Below are 23,768 nucleotides of genomic sequence, written 5' to 3'. Positions count from 1 at the left end.
GAGATCGAACTTCGCCATGACTCATGGGAGGGCGGTCGGCGCGCCTCGCATGGCGACCGCGCAGGCCGTCACGGCAGCGTCGCCCGCAGGACCAAGCCGCCATCGCCTACGGCGATCACCTCGTTGCCATGACGCGCTGCCGCGCGCACAGTTCCGTTCACCGTTCCCACCGTAGCAAGCGTGGCGCCGTTGTAGTGGAGAATATCGGCGTCCCGAAACACGTAAACGTCGTTCGCCGATCGGGCCACGACAGCACGAATGGTCCCGGTGACGGCAGAATTGGGTCGCAAGGTCCAGCTGGCGCCGTTCCACGCGGCGATACCTGACGCGTTGACGTTGATCACGTCAGTAGACGAAAAGACCTCGATCTCACCCCAACCGCCGGGGGGCGTTGCGGCAAAGACGCTCCAAGAGGTTCCGTTCCATTGGACTCCGGACGGCGCAGCACCACCATGGCCGAGGGCAAAGCCTCCTGCGCCGCGGAGTCGCGTCAGCGCGGACGGGCCACCGGCCGGAATCGGCGTCGTACTCCATGCTGCGCCATTGAACACGTCGATCACACCGGCCTGCCCCACAGCAAAGACTTGCGTCGGCGAGGCGCCCCAAATGGCCTGCGCCCCTCGGGCTGGCACGTCCGGCCCCCAGACCCATTCCGTGCCTGTGAAGTGACCGGCAGGTTCGCCACCGATCACGGCGCTGGTGCCAGAAGCCCAGAGTTTCGATGCCACGCCCTGGGTCGGGATGCTGGTCCGCGGCCGGCCGTTGCGGACCCACTGCCCGCCCGCCCGCCGCGCGACGCTGCCGTTCGTCGCCATCACCTCGTTGCCCCCACCGCCGAGCGCAACCGTCGTCAGATCAGGCAGCCAGCGGAGCGTCTCCCACCCGCTCCCGGCCTGCCGAAGCACCAAGCGCTCGAATGCATCGACAGCCACCACCAGGCGATTGTCGGGTTCGCAGAGGATCGCGGCAAAGTCGGCATAGAGGGCCCGCGGGGCGACGAACTCCTCGACCGTTCCCCCAGCGACGCGGAGGATCCGACCGAACGACTCGGCGACATAGATGGCGCCATTCGGGCAGCGAGTGGCACTTGCGATGTTGATCCAGGGGGTGACCGGACCCTGGTGCAGAACCGTAAGCGCCGTACCGTTCCAGCGGAGAATCACGACCCTGTTGTCCGTACCAACCGCCCCGCCGGAGACGCCCGTGATGTAGGCCTCGGTATCACTCACCAGGACGATGTGGCGGGGCCGGAACGGACTGACTGGGAGCGCGAGCGCTGCCCAGGCAGTACCGTTCCAGCGAAGCACGGTCCCCGCTGTACTGGTTATCGGTGTACCTGCAGCAAGCGCAAAGCTTGGGCCTCCGACTGCAACGCTCCCCAGCAGGGCGGAGGTCCCTGAGGCCGCCGCACTCCAGACACCCGCTGCGCTGCGCATCCGGATCGTGCCCCCGGGATTCCCGACCGCGACCCCGCTGCCGTCCGCGCGAATGGCAACCGCATAGATGGCCTGAGAGCTGGTACCCGTCACCTCCTGAACCCAGACTCCGGGTGCCGTGCGACGGTACAGTACCCCATTGGTTCCGCTGACCCACCCGCGACCGGCCGGATCGATGTGCGCACTGATCACGGCGCCGATCCCGGGCAGCGTCGTGCCGGTCGTGTTCCAGGCTCCGTTGGCCGCCCGCTCGAATACTTGCGTCTGGCTGGTGGCGAGCGCGCTGCCATCCGTCCCCACCACCACACCCGAGAACGCCGAGAAGCTGATGACGGGATCGATCGTGCTGATTCGTGCCTCGGTGCTGGAAGCCCAGGAGGCCGATGCAACAGGCTCAACCGTCACTTGCGCGGTTCCGTTGACGCCCTCACTCGTCGCCGTGATCGTCACTGGTCCACCAATAGCGACCGCGGTGACGAGGCCCGTCTCGGAGACCGTCGCCACCTCCTCGTTGCTCGAGGCCCAGCTGACCGTGCGACCCGTCAGGGGCGCACCGGCGGCATCCCGTACCGTCGCGACGAGTGTGGCCGTGGCACCTATGGTGAGGGCGCTGGTTCCCGGCGCAACGGCCACCGTCGCGACCGGGGGCGGGGTGACCGTGACCTGGGCCGATCCGCTCTGACCCTCGCTGGTCGCGGTGATCGTCACCGGGCCCCCTGCCGCCACACCGGTGACCACCCCGGCACTGGAGACGCTCGCAATCGTCGCGTTGCTGGTGGCCCAAGTCACCGTCCGACCCTGCAACGCGGCTCCACCCGCATCCCGTGGCGTTGCCGTCAGCGTGACGGTCCCGCCAGGCACGACCGAAGCCGTGCCAGGCTCGACCGCCACGGAGGCCACCGCGGCTGGGGGCGGAGGAGGTGGCGGCGGCGGCGGCGGCGCAGGTGCTGGAGTAGTGGGAGATGACGAACAGGCGGCCAGTAAGCCGAAGGCGACCAACAAACGGCGCATGACGAGAGAATCCTTGTAAGGCTCATCTCGTCACGCGCGAGTTCCCTCCAGATTGGCTCATCCCGGCTGCGCCACCACCGGCAGCCGCAGGCGGCGAGGTGCCGGCAGCGACTGACTGCCACCGGGCGTACACATGCTCGAGGAACTGGTGGACGCCACGCGCCACAGCCTGGGTACGCAGCGAGGCGGTATCATCGAAGCCATGAAAGCCGCCGTGCACCTCCGCCAGCAGCACGGGCGACTGAGAGACGGCCTGCAAGCGCGCCGCAAACTGGCGCGCGCCTTCGATCAGCGCCAGCGCGTCGTGCGTACCAGTTACAATCAGCACCGGCGGTGCGGCAGCGTGCATGAAGGTGGCCGGCAGCAGCTCGGCCCAGGCCGCAGGATCGTCACGGCGCTCGGCCGGCAGCACATTGTTGCGCAGGTGGTTGACGAGCAGGTCACCGAGATTGGCAAAGTCATAGTCTTCCAAGCCGGCGTAGTACGGAACCGCAGCCTGGATCCGCGTATCGACGTCCTCGAAGCCGGGCTGCAGATCCCTCTCGCCTGCCTTCAACGCAAGGAACAAGCTCAGATTGCCTCCGGCTGAACCGCCTGTGGCAACGATGAAGGCGGGGTCGCCGCCGTACTCGGCGATGTGCTGCCGAATCCAGGCCACTGCCAGCTTGGCATCGACCAGCGGCGCCGGCCAGCGCGCCTCGGGCGCCAACCGATAGTTGATCGTCACGACGATCCAGCCGGCCCGCGCCATCCGATGCAACAGCGGCAGGGCCGACAGGTTCTTGCGACCGAAGGCATACCCGCCCCCATGCATGTGCAACAGCACGGGGCGCCCTGTTCCCGCGTTGTCGGCAGCCCGCAACAGATCGAGCTGGTTACGCTCACCGTACGCGCCGTACGGGATGTCGGCAATGGTCTCGATGCCCTGCGTGTCGAAGTTCAGAGGCCTGGCCCACTCGGAAAACCGGAGCGGCGCGGTTGCCCCGGTTCGGCGCTCCGGAGGAATCTCGTCCAGGAAGGCAGCACCCAGCCCCCCTTCGAGCGTGCGCTGGATCCGGCCTGGCTCGCCGCCGGCCCGTGCGAGGCTCAAAGCCAAGAGTGCCACAGCAGCCAGCGTCAGTGCGACACCCGCGCCACCCGCCCTCGACCGATGCGCACCAACAGCCAGCAGCACCAGCAGAACGACCGCGGCAACGACGATCATCGGCAGCGACAGCTCGCTTCCGGGCAACGCCATCACGTCCCAGTATTGCCGGACAGCATCGATCCGCCCGTCACGTCCGGTGTAGCGGAAGCTGGCCACGACCGCTAACGCCAGCCACAGTAGCCCGAACGCCACCCCGACCCAGGACAAGGCCCAGATGCGCCGCGTCCGCGTCACCTTAGCAGCCATGCTCTCGCCTCGGCAGGGTCACTGAAGATCGAGTCGATGCTGTACATCTCGGCGTAGACCTGATATTGCCTAGTCACGCCGAACCGGACCGGGTTGTCGACCAGGATTGCGGTCTTTCATGTCAACACCTCGAGTGCAGGAACCACCAGTCGAACCCCTGAGTCCATCGCTTTCGCAGATGTTCCTCCAACATGACGGCACCGCCGACTCTCCGGAAGGGGGACGCGACCGCGGCAGACCTGTATCGCGAGCCCGCCGGAGTCTGCCTGGCGCCCATTCGACCGGAACTTCTCTTGACGCACGTACGGCGAGGAGCGACGTTAGTCGAACGCCGGTCTCTGGGCTCTGCGGGACCCCGAGACTATCTCCGACTTCACAGGATCCCCCCATGCGACCTTCGACAGCGCTCCGACTTTCAGGCGCCGTACTATGCGCGGCTATCATCTCGGCCATGCCGTCAAGCCATAAGCTTGCTGCGCAAACGAACGCCAGGGACGGCATGGCGTTGCCACGCCAGGTCCTGACCTGGTATCTCACCGCGAATGCGGAGCAGGTCTGGCCACATGCCGGATCAACGCTGCGTGAGATGTTCGAAAGCCCGCGTGGCTTACGCGAGGCCGGTAATGCAATTTTACGGGACATGGGCCCCGAAGTAGCGGTGATCGGGGAGCAGATGTTCGATCATCCCGAGGGTGGCGGCGCCAAGGTCTATGTTCGTGCATCGCGTCATGCTCAGATACCGGAGATATTCTGGATCGTGATCTTTGTTCCGGCGGACAAGAAGGTGGAGATGATCATGCCCCAACCCCGGCGAACGATCCGAACGCTCTTTCCGCAGGTCGAACTCCCGGGAGCGTGAGAGCGGATCTCGCGCCCTGGAGTGTCCCTGACCGTTCAACTCCCCTGGCGTCGGATACGACAAGGGTGGCCCTCTCCGACGCCGCCACTGTACGCATTCGTATCCAAGAGCGGGCGCGTCGACTCCCGCAAGGCCGCGCGCAGCCGCCCGATATGCCACTGGTCGGGCAGGACCCTCGTTCATTCGTTCGTGGGGGGGCCTGCCGTATCACTTTCGGGTTCCGCGCGCGCAGCCGCCCGCAGCATCGTGATCGCTGCGTAGAGCACGACGATCATCACCAGCCAGCGCAGCGCCGTGAGTGGCAGCGATTTGACGATGTAGGCAGCGAGGAGCACGGCGGGGATGCCGCCGACGGCGAGGCCTACCGCCGACCGGATCTCGTACCGATCGACCCGGATGAATCGGAGGCTGGCAATCGGCATCAGGAACGCGCACGACCCCATCATGATCGGAAAGGCGGCAATGGGGTTCATGCCCAGCAGACTGATCATGATCAGGCACGGGGCGTAGAGTCCGATACCCAGTGTCATCAGCGCACCAAGCACGAAGTTCCCGACGATTCCGATCCCAAGCAGGGTGCCGCGCAGTTCCAGCGCCGTCCCGCCACCTGGTCCGAGATCGAGGTTCCGCATCAGGAAGAGCACGGCAGCGACCAGTAGCGCAATGCCCATACCCCACTGGATCCGTCGCCGAGGCCATCGCACCACGAATCCGGCACCGGTCCACGACCCGACGACCGCCGCCAGGATGAGAACGGCCATCGTGGTAAACTCCACCTCGACGATCTGGATGTAGATCAGCGCCTGCGCGATGGTTGGGAGGGTATGGCCTACATTGAGCGTGCCGGGGATCTTCTCGTCCGGAACGGAGCGAGTAAAGCGAAACCACGCCGTGGTCGGCGCAAACGACCCGATACCCAAGGTGTCGAAGAAATTGGTTACGGCGCCCACCAGCAGCTGCCGAGCGGCCGGGAAGGTGAAGGACCCATGCGCCCGCCGAACCGCCGTGACCCAGACGTACGTGAAGCCGATCGTGACCGCGACCAGCGCGAGCAACAGCACGTATTTTGGATCCGTCATCGATCGCGCAGCCTCAAGTAGGAATGAAGACGAGATTGCAGCAACCCGGGGATATCCCCAGGTACGAACGTCGTGGTGTGATGGCCAGCGGTGATCTCGTGAGCCACCCTACATCGACAAGCCGTGCCGCTCGGCGATAGGGCCGGTACCCTCGAAATCCACGTCCACCGCGTAGCGCTGGGCGATGGCCGCAACCGCTTCAGGGGTCAGGTTGCCGCCGAGTGCGTCCAGGTCGCGAAACGCCTGCTCGAAACCACCAGGAGAGATGATCTCGAGAATGCGGGCTGGGGTATCCCCAGCATTCCAGAACGTATGCCACTGACCCCGGGGCTTGAAGATGAGTTCCCCTGCCTTGCCGTACACCTCCTCCTCACCGAGCAGTGCGCCGACGGTGCCTTCGAGCACGAAGCTGTACTCGTCCTCGTTGCTGTGTCTGTGCAACGGCGCCGCAAGCGCCCGCGGAGGCAGCAGATGCTCCACCAAGGCAAAGCGCCCACTGGTTTCCTGGCCGGTGATGAGGAACCGATCATGCAGCACCCCAGGCTGTCCGGCGTACTCGCCATCTGTCAGGCCGAGAACGCGCGCTTTGTTGAGCTCCGATCTCATGCTGCCGCCTTCTCAAGGGTGAGAGCGTTCATCACGACTGGTCGTACGAGGCGCAGCCGATTCGCGATAGGCTCATGGCTCGTCGGCGCTCGGTCCGTAAATCTGGGGCACCGTTGATCCCATCGGCCGCAGGTACGTCGTGATCTGACCGCGATGATGCACAATGTCGAAGAGAAAGCTCCAGGCCATCGGCGCGGCAGGCCGTTCTCGACCGAGGAACTCGAGCGAGCCCTCCCACCGCTCTGACGGGAGAGCGTTCCATCGCTGGGCCATGCCGGCACTGTGATTGTCGTACGCCTCGAGCACCTCCCGCATCGTCGCGGGCATAGCAAGCGGTGACCATTCGAACTTGCCGGTTTCGAGGGTGTCGATGATCATCCTCTCTTCACATACGATTTGCCAGGCAATCTCCTGTGCTGTGCGCGACTTGGGATCGGGACGGTAGTAAGACCCTTCAGGTATCCTCGCCAGTACGTTACGAGTGGTCCTCGACTCCTGGGTCCAGAATCCAGAGAAGAGCGATTTCTCATCCATATGATCTCCTGAGAGGCAGCAACGCGTTACTCGAGCTGCTCACGACAATCAAGCTGCCACAGGAACGACGGAAGAGTCAAGACAGGAGCTGAGCCGTGGTTCCGCGCATTCCGCGACTGGAGCACTTGCGCGACTTCACGACGATCGACCGCTAGGTACTCGCTTGTGCCAACACGTTCGTCAACGATCACCCTGCTCCGGTTCACCTTCCAACACGGGCCTGTAGCCCCGATCCCGCACGCTCTGGATGATCTGATCGATCTCGGCCGCCGGCACGCGAAGTATCTGCAGCGCCGTCGCACCGAGACGCAGGCTCGCTTCGATGGTTTCGGGATATGCGTGTACCGCGCCGGCCTGAAGCAGCTGCGCACTCGTTGCGAGATCCCGTGCTCTCGCAACAACAGGTACCTGCGGACAGGACCTATGCAGGTACGCAAGAGCACGCAAGGCTGTGGTCGAACCGTCGGTGGCAAAGATGACCAGCGATGCACGCTCAACATGGATGGCTGCCAGCAATCCCGAATCGGAGATGTCGCCGAAGTACACTCGATGACCATCCGCTCTTCCTTGTGCAACCCGATTCGGATCGGTATCGAACGCGAGGAATGGAATACCGTGTGAATGCAGCAGCACAGCGACGGTGTGACCTACGCGGCCATAACCACCGATCACGACCTGCTGTTCCAGCGTTTCCGGTAACTCAGGCCTCGTGGGCGCCTCAGCACGCGGGGCCCTGACCAGCCGGGAGGCGATTGCACCGTTGAAGCGAATCAGAACGGCGCCGCCGACCATGGCAAGCAGCACTGAGGTTATCGCAATCTGGCCCAGTGGCATGCCGATTACGTTTGAATCCGACGCGATGGCAATCAGGGCAAGACCGAACTCACCACCCACGCTCAACAGCAAGCCGGTGCGCCAGGCAACTGGGGCGTACACCCCCGACCTGCGCACCATCGCGGCGACAATCAGCGTCTTGCTTGCCAGAATGAGCAGCGCGCCGAGTAGAGCCCAATGCCAGATCGGAGGTATCGCACCCGGGTCGAAGCGCATGCCTATCCCGATGAAGAACAAACCGAGCAGAACATCACGGAATGGGCGTATACTGGATTCCACCTGGTGGCGGAACTCCGTTTCTCCCAACATCATCCCGGCAAGGAAGCCGCCCAGCGCCAGCGAAAGCCCGAGGCTGCTCGTGGTCCAGGCCGCGAGCAGGGCGATCAGCAGGACAGCCAGCGTAAATACTTCGAGAGATCGGCGCTCCGAGATCGAGTGGAAGAGCGGCCGCAGCAGCCAGCGACCGACAATGAACACCAGTACGAACGCGAAAACGGCCTTCGCAATCGCCCAACCGAGCGTGGCGGCCAGTACCCCCGCAGCGACCGACGTGCCCAACACGGGTATGACGACGAGAAACGGGACTGCGGTGACGTCCTGAAATACAGACATCGCGAGTCCGAGGCGGCCGTGCTGGGTATTCTCCTCACCCCGCTCCTTCAGGAGACTCGCAATGATGGTGGTCGATGACTGAGCGAAGACCGCACCGAATACGAATGCGACGGCAACAGGCTGCCCGGTGAGCCACACGATGACTCCAACCAGCAGGGTTGTGAATACGACCTGCCCGGTTCCCAGTCCGAAGACCTGGTGCCGCAGCGTTTGCAACTGCGGCAGGGAGAAGTTCAGCCCGATGGTAAACAGCAGGAAGACAACGCCGAACTCGGCCAGGGTCCCGATCGCGGGTATCGAAACCGTCGGCCCCAGCGTGTGCGGCCCGAGGATCACACCAACCAGCAGATATCCCAGACTCGTCGGGATGTGGAGTCGCTGAAAGGCAACCACGACGGCTGTTGCCATGGCCAGCAGTATGAGGATCTGTGCGAGATACGACATCATCTGGTTACCGTGAGGTGCTAGCGACTCTGGGCACCTACGACCGCTCGCGAAACGGAGCGGCCATGCCATCCCGAACAACATGGGTACAGGACCGCAACCTGGCAAACCGGAATAGCTCGGGGACAGGCCGGATAGACGTCGGTGATGGTCCGAGATCCGACGAGATGCGAACCCACCATGACGTCACCGGGCCGCACGTTCCACCTCGAGCAAGAGGCGGTCGAGTCTCTCTCGATCCAGCAGGATTCCCTGCAGCACCACGGCATGGATTTGCCGCGTGTGGCGAATGTCGTCCAGTGGGTTCGCATTGAGGAGGACCAGGTTGGCCAGCTGTCCTGGACTTACTGACCCAAGCGAATCCTCGACACCGAGGAAACGAGCCGGCGCGTTCGTGGCGGCTCGAAGTGCCTCGAGTGGCGGGATACCTCCCAACTCGACTAGAAGTGCAAGCTCCTCGTGGAGACCAAACCCAGGTAGCGAGTGCTGTGAACCGGGATCGGAGCCAGGCATGATCGTTACACCCGCCGCCCGCATCTCTTTGAGGTTACGAAGCTCCGCCTGATAGGCAGCAGACCAATCCATCGGAGACTCCCCTCTCCGTGCTTCCAGGTCGCCGCGCCATGCCTCACGGGTCCCCCGCGGCACGTACCGAACCGCCGGATTCCGTTCAGGATGGAGGTCGTCGATCAGCGCATCAACGGGAGAGAGCCGCCCTGGCCAGTACGTGAGAGTGGTGACGAAAGTGACGTTGTGTGTCTTGAGGAGCTCCCATAGCGTCCTCCGCGCCGTGTCGGAGACTTCATGCGGTGGCCACAGCCCGTGCTCGACGCTTGCCAGGCCCTCCGGCGGGAAGGGCCAGTTGGCGTGGGCGGCCACGGGCAGCCCATGCTCTCGGGCCCGCACAATCAAGGCAGTCGCGACCTCCCGCTCCGGCCAGCTCCGGATCTTCAGGTGGTCCACCCCAAACGTCACAATCGAGTCCAGCCATCGGACCGCTTCCTCGGAAGTACGGGGCCCAAAGCGCTCCTGCGCCCACTCCGTCGATGCTCCGGCCTTGTCATACAAGTCCCGAGCTGCCGCAAGCCAAGCAGCGTTCTCCACGATTGGAGTGGCAATGAACATTCGTGGTCCCACGACCCGCCCGTCCGCAATCCCGTCGCGCAGTGCCTTGGCCTCCGCCAATCGCACCGCTCCCATGTCGCGGATCCCCGTTACCCCATTGGCCACATAGAGAGCCAGTGCCTCGGACCCGGAGCCGAACATGGTGACGTGCGTGTGCATGTCCCAGAGCCCTGGAATCAGATATCTCCCCGTGCCGTCGACGACCTCCGCAGCTTCCGGGACTGCGGCGTCCGGGCCCGTCTCCACGCGTACGATCCTGTCATGCGAGATAAGCACGGTCTGGTGAGGCCGCGGCCCCATTTCATCGATTACCGTGACATTCACGATCGCTACCGTGATCGGCAATCGAGGGCTGCCACATGAGACGGTGGCGAGCATGAGGAGCAGCGTGAGGCGTCTCCATCCCTTGCGAATCATGCGTTCCGCCTTCGGTACGAGTTTCGATTCCCGTCTGCCGCGCACGACGGGCGCCTTCTGCCCCGGGATCGGAGCAAACTCGCTCCAGAACTCACAAACCCGTGGCTCGCCCGGGCTGATGGCGAGCAGAACCCCAATGCGCCGAGCAGCAGCGAAAGGGTGACAACGGCAAGAATCATGGCCATGCGCACAAGCTGACTCCGCTCGGCTTCAGGGCCAGGCCCCCCCGGACCCCGCCCTGCAAGCGGCATCTCGGCGGATGACGTACATTCTCGGGGCGACATGCGCGTTCGACTCACTGTTCCGCGTGTGTATCCACCTCTGATCCCTCACCGCCATGGCTCCATCCCAGGCCCCGCATCGCTTCCCACAAGCCGCTGAGATGGCCGGGGTGCTCGATGCGTTCGATTGGACGTCCACGGCAATCGGGCCGCCGGACCAGTGGCCGGCCGACCTTCGGGCCCAGGTTCACCTGGCGCTGGATGCACGTATCCCAATGATGCTCGGATGGGGGCCTGACTTCCACCTCATCTACAACGACGGCTATATCCCGATCCTCGGGGACAAGCACCCCGCGGTGTGGCAGACCGGCCCCGATGCCTTCCGGGAACTCTGGGGGTACGTCGGCCCAATCCTGGATGAAGTGTACCGGAGCGGCCGCGCCGTCATGATGGAGAATGCCCTGCTCCCCCTCGCGCGACGGGGCTTTCTGGAGGCGCGCTACTTCACCTTCTCCTATTCTCCGCTGCGGGACAGTGCCGGCAAGGTCGTCGGAGTGCTGTCCGCAGCAGTGGAAACGACCCTCGAGGTCCTGGCGTCCCGCCGCGAGACCCTGCTGGCAACCATGGCGGAGCCGGTCGCTCCGGCGACTCCGGCTGACGCAGTGGCCCGCGCCGCTCGCGCCCTGACCGACGCCGCCGACGTCCCTTGCCACCTGGTGGTGGTTCGGAGCGGCGCCGATTGGACGATCGCGAGCACGAGCGGCTTCATCGGACCAGCGCAGGAAGACATCGACGAGTGGGTAGCGGCACTCCTGCTGTTGTGTCGCGACAGTACCCCGGAGCGACCCGTGCGGTGCCCGATCGCGGACGTCCCGGGGCTCAGGCTCGCCAGTGACACCTGCGGCGCGAGCCACGTCGCGATCATCCCCTTCGCGGGAAACGGAGCGGAGTCCGACGGGATCACCGTGCTCGGTACGCACCCGATGTTGTACTGGGATGACGCGTTCGCATCGTTCTGCGTCAGAGTCAGCGCGCTGCTGTCGGGCCACTACAATGCGCAGCGCCTCCGCACCCTCACGATCGCCGAGGCCGAGGACAGATATCACCAGCTGTTCATGCAGGCGCTCGACGGCATCATTCTCGGCAAGCCCACGGGCGAGATCCTCGCGGCCAACCCCGCTGCATGCAGGATTCTCGGGTATACGGAGGCGGAACTTCTGGCGGGAGGACGTTCGCTCGTACAGGACGACGCCGACCCTCGATGGCGCGATGGCCTGGTGCGCCGGGCCGAGACCGGGGAATTCACCGGCGAACTGTCGTGGATCCACAAGGCGGGCCACCGAGTTCCCTGCGAGGTCACGAGCCGCACCTACGAGGCCGATTCCGGAGAAATGCGCAGCACCGTCGTCCTGCGCGACATCAGCGACCGCCTCCTCCTTCAGGCCCAGCTCGCCGAGGCGCAGAAACTGGAGGTCGTGGGGCGGGTCTCTGGTGGGATCGCGCACGACTTCAACAACCTGCTCGCCGTCATCGACATCCAGGCGGACCTGCTGCGCCATGAGTTGCGCGGCAACCACGAGGCCCTCGCAGATCTGGATCTCCTCGGTCAGACCAGCCGACGGGCTGCTGCGCTGATTCGGCGCCTCCTCGACTTCACCAAACGGTCGCAAGGAGAACCGCGTACCTTCAATCCGGCCGTCGCGATTACCGAAATGGCCTCGTTGCTGCGGCGCCTGGTCGGACCAGGATGCGAACTTACCTTCCATCTGGAGGAAGGAGTTCCGGACGTGCGCATGTCGCCCCATCAGTTCGAGCAGGTGTTGTTCAACCTGGTGGTGAATGCCCGCGATGCGGTGGAGGCGACCGGGCGGAGCGGTGTGGTGGAGGTGCAGGTGGAGCCCGGTCCCGGAGAACAAGTGCGGCTCGTCATTCGCGACGACGGGGTGGGAATCCCCGAGCAGATCCAGCCGCGGATCTTCGATGCCTTCTATACGACCAAGGACCACGGCACCGGGATCGGCCTGAACACCGTCAAGTACCTCGCCGAGGAAATGGGCGGATCCGTGTCGATCGAAAGCGCACCCGGTGTGGGCAGCGTTTTCACCGTCTGCCTTCCCGCCTGGACGACAGAGGAGCCCACCGACGCGCCCGCTCCGGCCGCCGCCACCGCCGTCGCCACCCGTCTGGACGGGGTTCGGGTCCTGTTAGTCGAGGACCAGATCCAGTTGCGAACTGTGCTGACCAAAGTCCTCCGCCGAGCTGGCGCCGAGGTGGTCACGGCATCAAACGGTGAAGAGGCGATTCGCCTGGCCCAGGACAGCCTTCCCGACGTTCTCGTCAGCGATGTCGTGATGCCACTGGTCTCTGGCTCCGAGCTGGTTCGCAGCCTTCGCGCCATCCACCCAGATCTGGCCATCGTGCTCATGTCCGGTTACGCCGGAGAAGAGATCCTTCCGAAGGAGACCCTCGCCGGCATCACCTTCCTGGACAAGCCGTTCGCGGTCGATGTGCTGGTCCAGGCAATCCACGACCTCCTTCCCCGCAACGGAAGCGGGTGAAGCGTCCTGTCTTGCCGCGACCGCTTCGCTCCGGCCCGAACGGAAACGCTACGGGCGGTTGGGCCAGTGGCTCGTCAGCCCTGCCGTCAGCGTGAATGATTCGTTGATGCTCGAAACCGGGATGCTGGCCATGACCGACAGCAAGCGGCCATCGTCGTCGTCGAACTCGAGAATGGCCTCGCGATTCCCTGCCGTGCGCGCAGCAAGCAGTCGGTCACCGAGCAACCGGGCAGTCAGGGCGCGCTCGTGATCCAATGAAGGCAGCGCGCGACAAACGCCGGTCGGGAACACCACGACCCCGCCCTCGACGGCACGGTTGGCGAAGTAATTGCCGACCCCTACCGCGCGCTGGCCTTCGAGTGCCACGACACCGGAGGTTTCGCTGACGCGCGCCTGCCAGGTGGCCCGAGACTGAGCCGGCGTCTCGACCTGGATGTCCGACCATCGCTCATGCATGTAGTGGTAGGCCGCGCCGAGCGCACCGAAGAACACGTCGGGCGTAACCTGCGAGCTGGGCACCAGGGCGTACGGGCTTGCCTGTTCGATGGCATGCCTGCACCAGAGGTCGACCGCCCAAGAGGTGAGGTCCAGCGTGAGCTGGCGCGACCGCATCAGCGGTCGCATGCCGCAGGACGAGGCGAAACGAAATGCGACACCTTCACGACCAGCAATCGACGCGACCGGCGTTCGTCCCTGCGCACGTACGAGAGGAGCAATTTCCTGATACAGACGCGTGCCGATCCCCTGCCGCCGGTGTGATGGCGCGACGATCGTGTGTGTTCGTGCGTTCCGGCCGAGGGCAAACGCACTCGAGGAACCCACCCCGACTACGGTCCCGTCCTGCTCAGCTACCAGAGTCGTCCGCCAGCCGTTGTTCCGCCCTGACGGAAGGTGCAGGCCCCGGTTGATCGCGTGCAAACTACTCGCGCGGTCGGCATCGTTCAGGTACTCGGCGTCGACGAGGCGACCAACGGCCTCCGCGTCGTTCGATCTGAACGGCCGAATGACGAGGTCGGCTCGATGGTCCGTCCGGAGTTGATAGGTTGCACCCGGTATGCGCCCGGCCCAGAGCGTCGAGAGGCCGATGGCAGCAAAGTCGCGTCGGTTCAGGTTCGTCATACCGTGACACCCCAGCGTTGAGGCTCGAGCGATCGTTCTCAATGCTCGTCTCTTGACCGGTGCTCGCGCAAGAGCGTCCCGAGCCGCGAAGCTTGGCAGCGTGTCTGCCGCCGCCGAGCGGCTCCGCACCGGGTAGCTCGAGGGCTTGCCAGCGCCCATCGATCGCCGTTTGGTTGTACGAATCGACCCTCGACGAGCCGCCATGCCCCTCGCCTCTCCCCATGCCCCGCTTCATGCTGACGTCCGCCTCCTCGGCGAGTTGCTCGGCGCCACGTTGCGCGAGCAGGAGGGGAACGCGCTGTTCGAGACGGTCGAACGGGTGCGCGTCCTTGCCAAAGACGCCCGCGGAGGCAGAGTGGCGCGCGAGGAGCTGACCCGCACCCTGCAGGCGCTCTCCACACCCCAGTCGCTCACCGTAGCCCGGGCCTTTGCCCATTTTCTCGGCCTGGCCAATATCGCCGAACAGCACCACCGCATCCGCCGGCGGCGTGACTACCTGCGCACACCAGACCAGGCGCCGCAGCGGGGCTCGCTGGTCGAGAGCTTCCGGCGGATCCTCGGCGCCGGGGTAACACCCGACGCGCTGCATGCGGCGGTGCAATCGCTGCACGTCGAGCTGGTCATCACGGCGCACCCGACCGAAGTGGTGCGACGCACCGTCAGGCGGACTCAGCGGCGCATCGCCGAGCTCCTGGGCGAGCGCGACCGCACCGACCTCACCCCGGGGGAGCAGGAAGAGCTGACCCGCGCTCTCGCGGCCGAGGTGACCAGCCTCTGGCTCACCAACGAAGTCCGCCGTGAGGCACCGACGCCGTTTGACGAGGTCAAGTGGGGGCTGGTGTCGTTCGAAGGGACCCTCTGGGACGCGGTGCCGCGCTCGCTGCGCGAACTCGACCGTGCACTGCAGGCCGCCACCGGAAGGAAGCTGCCGCTGGATGCCGCACCCCTCCGGTTCGGCACTTGGATCGGCGGCGACCGCGATGGCAACCCGAATGTCACCCCGCTGGTGACGGCGCAAGCCGTGATGCTGGCACGCTGGATGGCCGCCGACCTGTATCGCCAGGAGATCGCGGCCCTGCGGGGCGAGCTCTCGATGGACAAGGCCAGCGACGAGCTGCGCCGCAGGGTGGGCGACGCGCCGGAACCGTACCGGGCGCTGCTCAAGCCCGTGGTCGCCCGCCTCCTTGCCATGCGCGAACGCATGGGCGCCCTGCTGGCGTCTGGGGCGCCCTACAGCGCCGATGCCGGCGACTATGCCGACGCAGCAGAGCTGGCCGAACCGCTCCAACTCTGCTATCGCTCGCTGCACCAAACCGGCGCGGCGCGCGTGGCCGACGGGCGCCTGCTCGACATTCTCCGACGGATCCCGAGCCTCGGCATGTGGCTTGCTCCGCTCGACCTGCGACAGGACGCGGATCACCATACCGAGGCGCTCGATGCGCTCACGGCTTCAGCCGGGCATGGCTCCTACCGCGCCTGGGACGAACAGGCCCGGCAAGCGTTTCTGCGCGGGGAGCTGAGCGGCGCGACCCGGGTCATCGCGGATGCCCTCGCGACCGGCTCCAGGTTCGGCAACGATGTCGACGACGTACTCGACACCGTCCGTACCGCCGCGACGCTTCCTCGCGATGCCCTGGGCGCTTACGTAATCTCCATGGCCGCACAACCCTCGGATGTGCTTGCCGTGATCGCGCTGCTGGAGGGGGCGGGACTCGAGCCACCGCTCCGGGTGGTGCCCCTTTTCGAGACGGTGAACGATTTGCAGCAGGCCGCAACGATGGTGGACGCGCTGCTGTCGCTGCCCTGGTATCGCCAGCGCGTAGGCACGGCCCTGGAGGTGATGATCGGCTACTCCGATTCTGCCAAAGACGGCGGCCGCCTCGCCGCCGCATGGGAGCTTTACGCTGCGCAGGAGCGATTGGTCGCCGTGGCGCGGCAGCATGGCGTGCGGCTGACCCTGTTTCACGGTCGTGGTGGATCGGTTGGCCGGGGTGGAGGTCCGACACACTTGGCAATTCAGTCCCAACCGCCGGGCTCCATCAACGGCACCATCCGCGTTACCGAACAGGGTGAGATGGTCGATGCCAAGTTCGGGCTGCCGGCAATCGCCGACCGCACCTTGGAGGTGTACACGACGGCCACGCTGGAAGCCTCGCTGCTGGAGTCGCCGCCGGTGCCGGAGGCGTGGCGGGTGCGGATGCAGGCGCTTGCCGACGCGTCGCGGGCGCATTTTCGCAGCATCGTTTACGACATGCCGGAGTTCATCGACTATTTCCGCGCGGCCACCCCCGAGCCGGAGCTGGGTCGGCTGCGAACCGGAAGCCGCCCGGCGCGCCGGCGTTCCGGGGGCGGAGTGAAGTCGCTGCGTGCGATACCCTGGGTCTTCGCCTGGACTCAGACGCGCTTGCTGCTCGCTTCGTGGCTCGGCGTGGGTGCCGCGCTCGACCAGGCGCTCGAGGCTGGGCACGCAGCGGAACTCCGGGCCATGTATCAGGGCTGGCCATTTTTTCGTTCCACCCTCGACCTGATCGAGATGGTTGTGGCCAAGGCATCGCCGGACGTGGCGGCGGTCTATGACGCGGAGCTGGTACCGCCGCACCTGCGTCCGATCGGCGTGGCGTTGCGCGAGGACCTGGCACGCACCGAGCGTGTCTTGCTGCAGGTGACCGGTCACACGCATCTACTGGAGGAGAACCAGGTGCTGCGGCGGTCGATCGACGTACGAAATCCCTACGTCGATCCGATCAATCTCGTGCAGGCCGAGGTGTTGAGCCGGCTGCGCGAGCCGGGAGCGGACCCGGCGTTGTTCGAGGCCTTCCTGAGTACGGTAAACGGTGTCGCTGCCGGGATGCGGAATACCGGCTAGGGACGCCGACCGTGACCGAGTCGTTCACGGCGCCGGCCGGTTCCCCGAGCAAGCGCCGAACACAGTCACTGCGAAATGCGCGCACCGTCGCCCGAGAGGAACACCGAATTCCAGGACAGGCGCGGCTGCGTCTCTCCGACAGGCAACGGCAATGTCAGGTAGGCATCAACGCCCGGCGCGTAGAGCCAGCCGTAGCCGACCTGATAGAGCTGGTAACGTGGCCCGTCGCCGACTTGCATAACGGGCGTGGCGCCCGCGGCGTCGATCATAACCTCGCCAAGGCCTTCGATACGATAGCGCCCCGCCACGGCGACCAGGTCGACCTGCGTGTCCTTGTCGGATGCAACCGCTGGCGCTGGCAGGGCGTCACCCCCCTCCGCGAGCGCGATGAGCGTTCGCATGAACCACGGATGCAGCGGCGGGGCGATGGTGCTGTTGGAGACGAACACGGCGGTCACGTTTCGCGCGGCATCCCAGTAGACGAGGTTGAAGAACCCCTGGTGGTGACCGGTGTAGTAGCAGCGCAGGCGATCCGTCGCGCAGTACCAACTGGACAGCGTCATTGCCGATGGGTGCCCGTCGATACGCGCAGGCACCAGCGCCTGATCCCAGACGTCCGCCGGCACGGCACGCCGCTCCGCCCACGCACGCGCCCAGGCGTGCAGGTCGCGCGCCGAGAAATAGATGTTCGAACCGCCATAGATGGCCTCGTTGTCGAACACGTCGAAGACGGCCGCATCGGGCCGGCTCGAGTCGAACCCGAGCGTGCGCACGCCAGGCCAATCGGCGAAGCGCGCCGGCCGCAAGAATGCTGTCGTCGCGCCTGCTTCGGCGAGCATTCCCTTTACCACGTGCTCACTATAGGACGCGCGCGTCACCCGTTCGATGAGCAGCGCCAGGGTGTCGTAGCAGATGTTGCAGTAGCTGAACTGCGAGCCGGGCGGAAAGAGCGGCCGTGGCGATTGCCGCCGCATGACGTTCTGCAATTCGAGATTGTCGACCGGTCGTTCGCCCTCGAGCACCGGCTGAAAGGGATCGTAATCCGGCAGACCCGCGGTGTGACTGAGCAAATGCCGGATGCTCACGTCGGGATAGGGAAACTCTGCGACGTATCGTTGCACCGGATCGTCGAGCGCAAGTGCGCCTGCGGCGACGAGCCGCCAGATCGCGGCCGCGGTTGCGGTTTTTGCCAGCGATGCGCCGTCCGCTGGGGTGTCGAGCGAGAAGGAGCGGGTACGATCCGCCCGTCCGAACGCCCCTTCGTACACGATACGTCCGTCGCGCGACAGGATCACCGCGCCGCCGAAACTGCCTGCGTCGTGCAGACCGCGAAGCAGCGCCTGAGCGTCTCGCGCCGTCTTCGCACCCTCCTGGCCACCGCACGCGCCGACGATGAAGAGCGCAATGACAAGCACGAGGGTCCGGCGCGTCACGATCGGATCCATGCGGCGAAAGCTTGCCAAGCCATCGTGTCGGCTACCAGGAACTGGACCTCGAAAACGAAGACGAGGAAGGCACCGGCCCACAGCGTCACAGGGTGAACCCTGCGCGTGCTCCAGAGATCGTAGAGAACCATCAGGAGCAGGAAGCTGTAGGGCGCGCGGGCGGCGCTGGGAATGTTGTGGTACAGGAACTCGACGGGCCACCGAATGAACCCTGCGAACATGAGCGCGACGTGGGCCATCACGACCAGCCGCTTGTGCGCGGGCGGAGCGCCTCGCATTCGGTAGGCAAGCGCGATGAGCACCGCGAAGACCAGCACCATATTGGTGTTGATGAGAAAGAGCAGATGTTCGAGGCCTGGCGGAATGCCTCGCCTCAGAATATCTGCGCCAGCCATCAGACCGGTTACGACCATTGCGCAAGCCAGTGGCACAGCGATGACCCCGAGGCGGCGATGCAGGTCGACGCCGTGGGCGGAAGCCAGAGACACCTGCGCGGCAAACAACAGCATCCAAGCGGTGGCCACGAGCGCGTGGACGTGAATGATTCGACTCGGTAGGGACGCGTTGACCATCCCGGCGAGGTAATAGGAGGACGCAAAGCCTACGAACACCGTGGCGAGCAGGAGCACGGCCATGCCCAAGAAGAACAGGTGTTCGTGGGACCGCCTCGATGGCGCCGAGGCCGGATGTTGATCGTTCGGTTGAGTAGGCCCCACGAGAGGCTCCACGCGAGTGCTGGAGAATCCCGCCTCTTTCATCCGGGCTGCCCGGTATAGTCGAAACCGCCCGCCGTCTCGATCAGCATGTTTCGGTCGGCGGCACCGACCGCTGCGACGTACTCCTCGAACACTGGCGCCACTTCCGGCAGGTCGAATCCGACGCCCCGCAGGTGTCGGCTGGCCAGCACGATCTGAGCTGCCAGATCGCCCTGCGCAGTGCCCACATCGACGAAGGTTCGGTGATTCGCCCAGGGGTACGCCCGGGCGATCTTCATGGTGGCACCATGGCTGATGCCGGTCATTGCCGCAAGGAACTCCTTGAGACGAAGGGGATCGGTGTAGAGCGTCTCGAACAGACCTCGGACGCTTGGGGCGTCCAATCAAGGCGGGTCACCGGCTGAAGCGCTTAACAATCTCCTCATGGGGGATGAGCTGGCCGGCTTCGACTTGGGCCAAGCCCCGCTCCACTTGGGCGATGAAAATCAACCGCTCAATGGCGTCTTCGATCGTCGCGTCGGCGGGGAGATCATCGACGGCGGCGAGAATGCGTTGCTTCAGCTGCGGCGAACTCGGCATGGTAATCCCTCGGTCCGGAATAACGACATTCTCAAGTAAGCCGGGGCTCGGATGGTTCGCAACTTCGCGAGGAAGTGACCGACGCCGTGCGGCATAACGACTCTGGGTTTCAGCGGCAGCCGGCACGGAGCCGAGCGGCCGCGCCATCCTCCAACTAACATGGGGGCGCGGCCGCGACTCCGGAAGCGGAGGCCCGCCCGGCTGTCCGCTGCAAACCCTGTTATGCCGCCCTTGACAATCCTCTCATATTGTACAATAGTCCTGTACAAGACAGGAGGTGCCCGATGACCGTCAAGACCAGCTACAGCCACGCCCGTGAAAACCTCGCCTCCCTCTGGGACGAAGTCGAGAGCTCGCGCGAGCCCGCCGTCATTCAACGCCGTGGCCACGAGGACATGGCACTCATTCCGGCCGACGAATTGGCCAGCCTGCGGGAGACTGCCTATCTCTTGCGATCGCCTCAGAACGCGGCCCGATTGCTCGCCGCCTTGACCCGCGGCCGACGCGGCCGGACCAAGGCGAGCGACCTCGCGACTCTTCGACAGGACCTCGGACTGAGCGAGGCATCCTGACCCGCCGGTCTCCACACCGGCGCCGGGCCGTCCTCCAGGATGAATGCCTGGAGGATCTCCGCTACTGGGTGGACACCAACCGCAAAACGGCCCTGCGCGTGTTCGATCTGCTGGAGGCGGTCTTGCGGGATCCCTTCACTGGTCCCGGGAAACCGGAACCGCTCAAACATCTTGGCGGCAATGTCTGGTCACGCCGGATCAATGAAGCGGACCGCCTCGTCTATGAAGTGTTCGACGATCGCGTGGAGTTTCTGCAGGCCCGCTATCACTACTGATCCGCGCCGACGGCATAACGACTTTGGGTTTCAGCGGCAGCCGTCTGGGAGCTGAGCGGGCGCGCCATCCTCTAACCAACATGGGGGCGCGGCCGCGACTTCGGAAGAGGAACCGCGCCCGGCTGCCCGCTGCAAACCCTTGTATGTCCAATTTGAAGTAAGCTCTCTGCACAACCCAGCCGACAGCCCGGGCAAACCTGGGTCCCGAGACCGGTAACAAGCGAGGGCGTCGGGTGGGCCTCGAGACGAGCCCGAACGGTTGAGCGGGGGCACCCCGGATGACGCAAGGACGGGCCGCAGCGAGATCACCCAACAGGGAGGCTCCCATGACGCAGGGAACGGCAGGAGTCGTGGTCGGCATTGACGTCGCCAAGGCCACGTTGGATGTCGCAGTGCTCCCGAGCGAGCCGCCCTGGACGGCGGCCAATACCGACGCGGGTGTCCGCCGGTTGGTGCGCCAGCTCCAGGCCCGCCACCCCGCGCGCGTGGTGCTCGAAGCGACGGGCGGCTATGAACGCCTCGTGGTCGCCGCGCTGGCGGCCGCGGGCCCGCCCGTCGTCATCGCGAACCCACGGCAAGTGCGCGCCTTTGCGCGGGCGATTGGCCAGCTGGCGAAGACGGACCGACTGGATGCGACCGTGCTCGCCCGGTTCGGCGAGCAGGTGCGCCCCGCGCCCCGGCCGCTGCCGGATCGGACGACCCAGGCGCTGGACGCCTTGCTCACCCGCCGTCGCCAGCTGATGAAGATGCGGACCGCCGAGACGAATCGGCTGGACCTCGCGCCGCGCGCTGTGCAGGCGGATCTCCGCCGCCATCTCCAATGGCTGGCGCGCCGTCTCCAGGCGCTCGATGCGACCAGTCGCGACGCACGTTGCGGCCAGTCCCCTCTGGTGCGCGAAGGACGCGCTGTTGCAATCGATGCCTGGCGTCGGCCCGGGCCTCAGTCGCACGCTCTTGGCGGACTTGCCGGAGCTCGGGGCACTCTCCCGACGCCAGATTGCGGCGTTGGTCGGCGTGGCACCGATGGCCCGCGACAGCGGCACGGCGCGGGGCGTGCGGCGGGTGACCGGCGGCCGCGCCCCGGTGCGGACCGCGCTGTACATGGCGGCGGTGACCGCGGCGCAGCACAACCCGCCCGTGCGGGCGTTTTACCACCGGCTTCGCGCGGCGGGCAAGCCCACGATGGTCGCGCTGATGGCCTGCATGCGGAAGCTGCTCACGATCCTGAACGCGATGATCCGGCATGGCACACCGTGGCAGGGAACGGTCGACGCCGACCTGGCGACCGCCCCCGGATAACACGGAGCGAGACACGGTTGCTTGTTAGGCGTCAATGCGGCACGAACCGCTTGAGTGATCTAGATCCAGCATCGTATAAGCAGTATTTGCGAAGGCAAGCCAACCCTTGCCTGTCGTGAGACTCCTGTCGTCTTCCAACTCCCAGATGGCGGCGAGGACCGCCTGAGCGAACGCCCACCCAAGAATGCGCGTCGCCTCCAGCCGTAGTATGCGTGCAAAATGATCGACTCGCTTCCGGAGCGTGTTCGGTGCAGCGAAAATCTCGGGACGGTCGCAAGGATTCCGGAGTGCGGCTCCGACTTCATATGCAAGTTCGCCGACAACACCCTTGGGGTCGATTGCGAGCCACCCTCGCTGTGAATCAAGAAGCACATTCGAAGGATGGAGATCGCCATGGAGCAGACGTACATGCTCCTGGGAGGCACATAGTTCCCCATAGGTTCGGTGCGCTGCCTCTACGAGCGGCTTAGGAATCTCGGACCCGCCAAGCGCCGCATACCGCTCGAAGCCTTCCCCCCACACTTGGATAGTCGGCACGGTGCTCGGTGGAGGATCGGGAGACATCTGACCGACTACCTCTGCGATGATCGCGATCGCGGCATTGTCCTCGATGCCGGCATCCACAAGGGTTGTCCCCGGCAGAAGCCGCTCAAGCAGCACAGCGCCGTTCGTGTATTCCAGCACTCGAACCACACCTCGGCCCGCGAAAGCCTCTAGCACCTGTCCCGAGCACCATTCGTCGCTGGAGGGCCTCGCAAGCTTGATGACGACTGGCTGTCGATCGCGGCGACCAAATGCGACGACGGAACTGGCTGTGTGGACTACATCCTCGACGCTGACACGCCACGCCAAGACACGCTCGTGCAACCGTGAATGCAGTTCATCCGGGCTCATCGAGTCTATCAACGTTGACGCCTAACGACTTTGGGTTTCAGCGGCGGCCGCTCGAGGAGCTGAGCGGCCGCGCCATCCACACCTAACATGAGGGCGCGGCCGCGACTTCGGAAGAGGACGCCCGCCCGGCTGCCCGCTGCAAACCCCCGTTAGACGGCGCCTTGACGATATGTCACATTCGACATACTATCCCCTATGGGCGCGGACAAACCGCTCGTCTGGCTTCGCGGGGAAGTCAAAACCCCGCCCTTCTCAGCAGCCGCCCGCCTCGAGGCCGGGGTGCTACTGCGCCGCTTGCAGCGGGGCGAGAAGCTGAGCCTGCCGCACTCGCGACCGATGCCCAGCATTGCGCCGCGCTGCCATGAACTACGCATCCCGGACGAGCAGGCCACCTGGCGAATCATCTATCGGCTGGATACCGATGCCATTGTGATTGCCGAGGTGTTCAGCAAGAAGACGGCACAAACCCCGGCTGGGATTGTCGCGAACTGCCGCCGACGCTTGCGGCGCTATGATCAGCTGATGGCGGACTCGGAGGACGCATGAACAAGGCAACGCGGACCAGACTGGAAGCGCACGGCTGGCAGGTCGGAACGGCGGCGGAGTTTCTGGGCCTGAGCCCCGAAGAGGCAGCCTTTGTCGAACTGCGTCTGTCGCTGGCGGAAGCGCTGCGCACTCGGCGAACGGCACGACGACTGACCCAGGCCGCCCTCGCGAAGCGCGTGGGTTCCAGCCAGTCACGGGTGGCCAAGATGGAAGCGGGCGACCCGTCGGTGTCGATCGATTTGCTGCTGCGCTCGCTTCTGGCGCTGGGGGCAACTCCCCGGGAGATCGGCTCATCGTTGACCCGTCGTCGAAAGCGCCGGGTCGCCGT

The 23,768-nt window shown here is 65.3% G+C and carries 20 protein-coding genes and 1 pseudogene; 8 read left to right on the top strand and 13 right to left on the bottom strand.

What is annotated here, in order from left to right; genetic code table 11:
- Window positions 1–68: 68 nt before the first annotated feature.
- Together KF785_15030 and KF785_15025 are read right to left on the bottom strand one after the other, a co-directional pair.
- Window positions 69–2,447, bottom strand: coding sequence for an Ig domain-containing protein (locus KF785_15030; GenBank protein ID MBX3148076.1), 2,379 nt, complete (start codon window positions 2,445–2,447; stop codon window positions 69–71).
- A gap of 22 nt (window positions 2,448–2,469) precedes the next feature.
- Window positions 2,470–3,840 carry an alpha/beta hydrolase gene (locus KF785_15025; protein ID MBX3148075.1) on the bottom strand — a complete coding sequence of 457 codons (1,371 nt, stop codon included), beginning with the start codon at window positions 3,838–3,840 and terminating at the stop codon, window positions 2,470–2,472.
- Window positions 3,841–4,339: 499 nt separating this feature from the next.
- Between KF785_15025 and KF785_15020 the strand changes: the two genes are divergently transcribed.
- Window positions 4,340–4,699 carry a hypothetical protein gene (locus KF785_15020; GenBank protein ID MBX3148074.1) on the top strand — a complete coding sequence of 120 codons (360 nt, stop codon included), beginning with the start codon at window positions 4,340–4,342 and terminating at the stop codon, window positions 4,697–4,699.
- A 179-nt stretch (window positions 4,700–4,878) separates the two neighbouring features.
- On the opposite strand, the gene KF785_15015 is transcribed toward KF785_15020, so the two are convergent.
- The 5 genes from KF785_15015 to KF785_14995 form a co-directional block, all read right to left on the bottom strand.
- Window positions 4,879–5,778: a sulfite exporter TauE/SafE family protein gene (locus KF785_15015; GenBank protein MBX3148073.1), complete on the bottom strand. Its 900-nt coding sequence runs from the start codon at window positions 5,776–5,778 to the stop codon at window positions 4,879–4,881.
- A gap of 108 nt (window positions 5,779–5,886) precedes the next feature.
- Window positions 5,887–6,384: a cupin domain-containing protein gene (locus tag KF785_15010; protein MBX3148072.1), complete on the bottom strand. Its 498-nt coding sequence runs from the start codon at window positions 6,382–6,384 to the stop codon at window positions 5,887–5,889.
- A gap of 72 nt (window positions 6,385–6,456) precedes the next feature.
- The gene (locus KF785_15005; GenBank protein MBX3148071.1) at window positions 6,457–6,918 is read right to left on the bottom strand and encodes a hypothetical protein; all 462 of its coding nucleotides are present in this window, start codon (window positions 6,916–6,918) and stop codon (window positions 6,457–6,459) included.
- A gap of 180 nt (window positions 6,919–7,098) precedes the next feature.
- Window positions 7,099–8,811 carry a cation:proton antiporter gene (locus KF785_15000; GenBank protein ID MBX3148070.1) on the bottom strand — a complete coding sequence of 571 codons (1,713 nt, stop codon included), beginning with the start codon at window positions 8,809–8,811 and terminating at the stop codon, window positions 7,099–7,101.
- Between the two features lie 183 nt (window positions 8,812–8,994).
- Entirely contained in the window at window positions 8,995–10,179 is a 1,185-nt protein-coding gene (locus tag KF785_14995; GenBank protein ID MBX3148069.1) for an amidohydrolase family protein, read from the bottom strand.
- A gap of 508 nt (window positions 10,180–10,687) precedes the next feature.
- Here KF785_14995 and KF785_14990 point away from each other — a divergent pair.
- Complete coding sequence (locus KF785_14990; GenBank protein ID MBX3148068.1) at window positions 10,688–13,129, top strand: response regulator; 2,442 nt, start codon at window positions 10,688–10,690, stop codon at window positions 13,127–13,129.
- 48 nt (window positions 13,130–13,177) lie between these two features.
- Here the strand turns inward: KF785_14990 and KF785_14985 are convergent, their stop codons facing one another.
- A complete protein-coding gene (locus KF785_14985) occupies window positions 13,178–14,248 on the bottom strand; it encodes a GNAT family N-acetyltransferase (GenBank protein MBX3148067.1) in 1,071 nt (356 codons plus the stop codon).
- A gap of 202 nt (window positions 14,249–14,450) precedes the next feature.
- Between KF785_14985 and ppc the strand changes: the two genes are divergently transcribed.
- A complete protein-coding gene (ppc, locus tag KF785_14980) occupies window positions 14,451–17,114 on the top strand; it encodes a phosphoenolpyruvate carboxylase (GenBank protein ID MBX3148066.1) in 2,664 nt (887 codons plus the stop codon).
- Between the two features lie 65 nt (window positions 17,115–17,179).
- On the opposite strand, the gene KF785_14975 is transcribed toward ppc, so the two are convergent.
- The 4 genes from KF785_14975 to KF785_14960 all read right to left on the bottom strand — a co-directional run bounded on the left by KF785_14975 (window position 17,180) and on the right by KF785_14960 (window position 19,854).
- Complete coding sequence (locus KF785_14975; protein ID MBX3148065.1) at window positions 17,180–18,559, bottom strand: beta-lactamase family protein; 1,380 nt, start codon at window positions 18,557–18,559, stop codon at window positions 17,180–17,182.
- Window positions 18,544–19,194 carry a hypothetical protein gene (locus tag KF785_14970; protein ID MBX3148064.1) on the bottom strand — a complete coding sequence of 217 codons (651 nt, stop codon included), beginning with the start codon at window positions 19,192–19,194 and terminating at the stop codon, window positions 18,544–18,546. The genes KF785_14975 and KF785_14970 overlap by 16 nt, the downstream gene beginning before the upstream one ends.
- A 119-nt stretch (window positions 19,195–19,313) precedes the next feature.
- Complete coding sequence (locus KF785_14965; GenBank protein ID MBX3148063.1) at window positions 19,314–19,658, bottom strand: hypothetical protein; 345 nt, start codon at window positions 19,656–19,658, stop codon at window positions 19,314–19,316.
- Window positions 19,659–19,668: 10 nt separating this feature from the next.
- On the bottom strand, window positions 19,669–19,854 hold the full coding sequence (locus tag KF785_14960) for a hypothetical protein (GenBank protein MBX3148062.1): 186 nt from the start codon (window positions 19,852–19,854) through the stop codon (window positions 19,669–19,671).
- 284 nt (window positions 19,855–20,138) lie between these two features.
- On the opposite strand from KF785_14960, the gene KF785_14955 reads away from it, so the two are divergent.
- The 3 genes and pseudogenes from KF785_14955 (at window position 20,139) to KF785_14945 (ending at window position 22,000) form a co-directional block, all read left to right on the top strand.
- Window positions 20,139–20,426: a type II toxin-antitoxin system prevent-host-death family antitoxin gene (locus KF785_14955; GenBank protein ID MBX3148061.1), complete on the top strand. Its 288-nt coding sequence runs from the start codon at window positions 20,139–20,141 to the stop codon at window positions 20,424–20,426.
- 68 nt (window positions 20,427–20,494) lie between these two features.
- Entirely contained in the window at window positions 20,495–20,701 is a 207-nt protein-coding gene (locus tag KF785_14950) for a Txe/YoeB family addiction module toxin (protein ID MBX3148060.1), read from the top strand.
- Window positions 20,702–21,027: 326 nt separating this feature from the next.
- Window positions 21,028–22,000: pseudogene (locus KF785_14945) on the top strand (IS110 family transposase).
- Between the two features lie 24 nt (window positions 22,001–22,024).
- On the opposite strand, the gene KF785_14940 reads toward KF785_14945, so the two are convergent.
- Window positions 22,025–22,894: a phosphotransferase gene (locus KF785_14940; GenBank protein ID MBX3148059.1), complete on the bottom strand. Its 870-nt coding sequence runs from the start codon at window positions 22,892–22,894 to the stop codon at window positions 22,025–22,027.
- Window positions 22,895–23,089: 195 nt separating this feature from the next.
- Here KF785_14940 and KF785_14935 point away from each other — a divergent pair, with 195 nt between their 5' ends.
- A complete protein-coding gene (locus KF785_14935) occupies window positions 23,090–23,440 on the top strand; it encodes a type II toxin-antitoxin system RelE/ParE family toxin (protein ID MBX3148058.1) in 351 nt (116 codons plus the stop codon).
- On the top strand, window positions 23,437–23,768 hold a 332-nt coding region (locus tag KF785_14930), incomplete at its 3' end, for a helix-turn-helix domain-containing protein (GenBank protein MBX3148057.1). The genes KF785_14935 and KF785_14930, both read left to right, overlap by 4 nt.

It is taken from the genome of Gemmatimonadales bacterium (genome assembly GCA_019637315.1).
Taxonomy (GTDB): domain Bacteria; phylum Gemmatimonadota; class Gemmatimonadetes; order Gemmatimonadales; family GWC2-71-9; genus SHZU01.
Note: the sequence above shows the minus strand (reverse complement) of the source record. Positions and strands in the feature narration are given on the sequence as shown.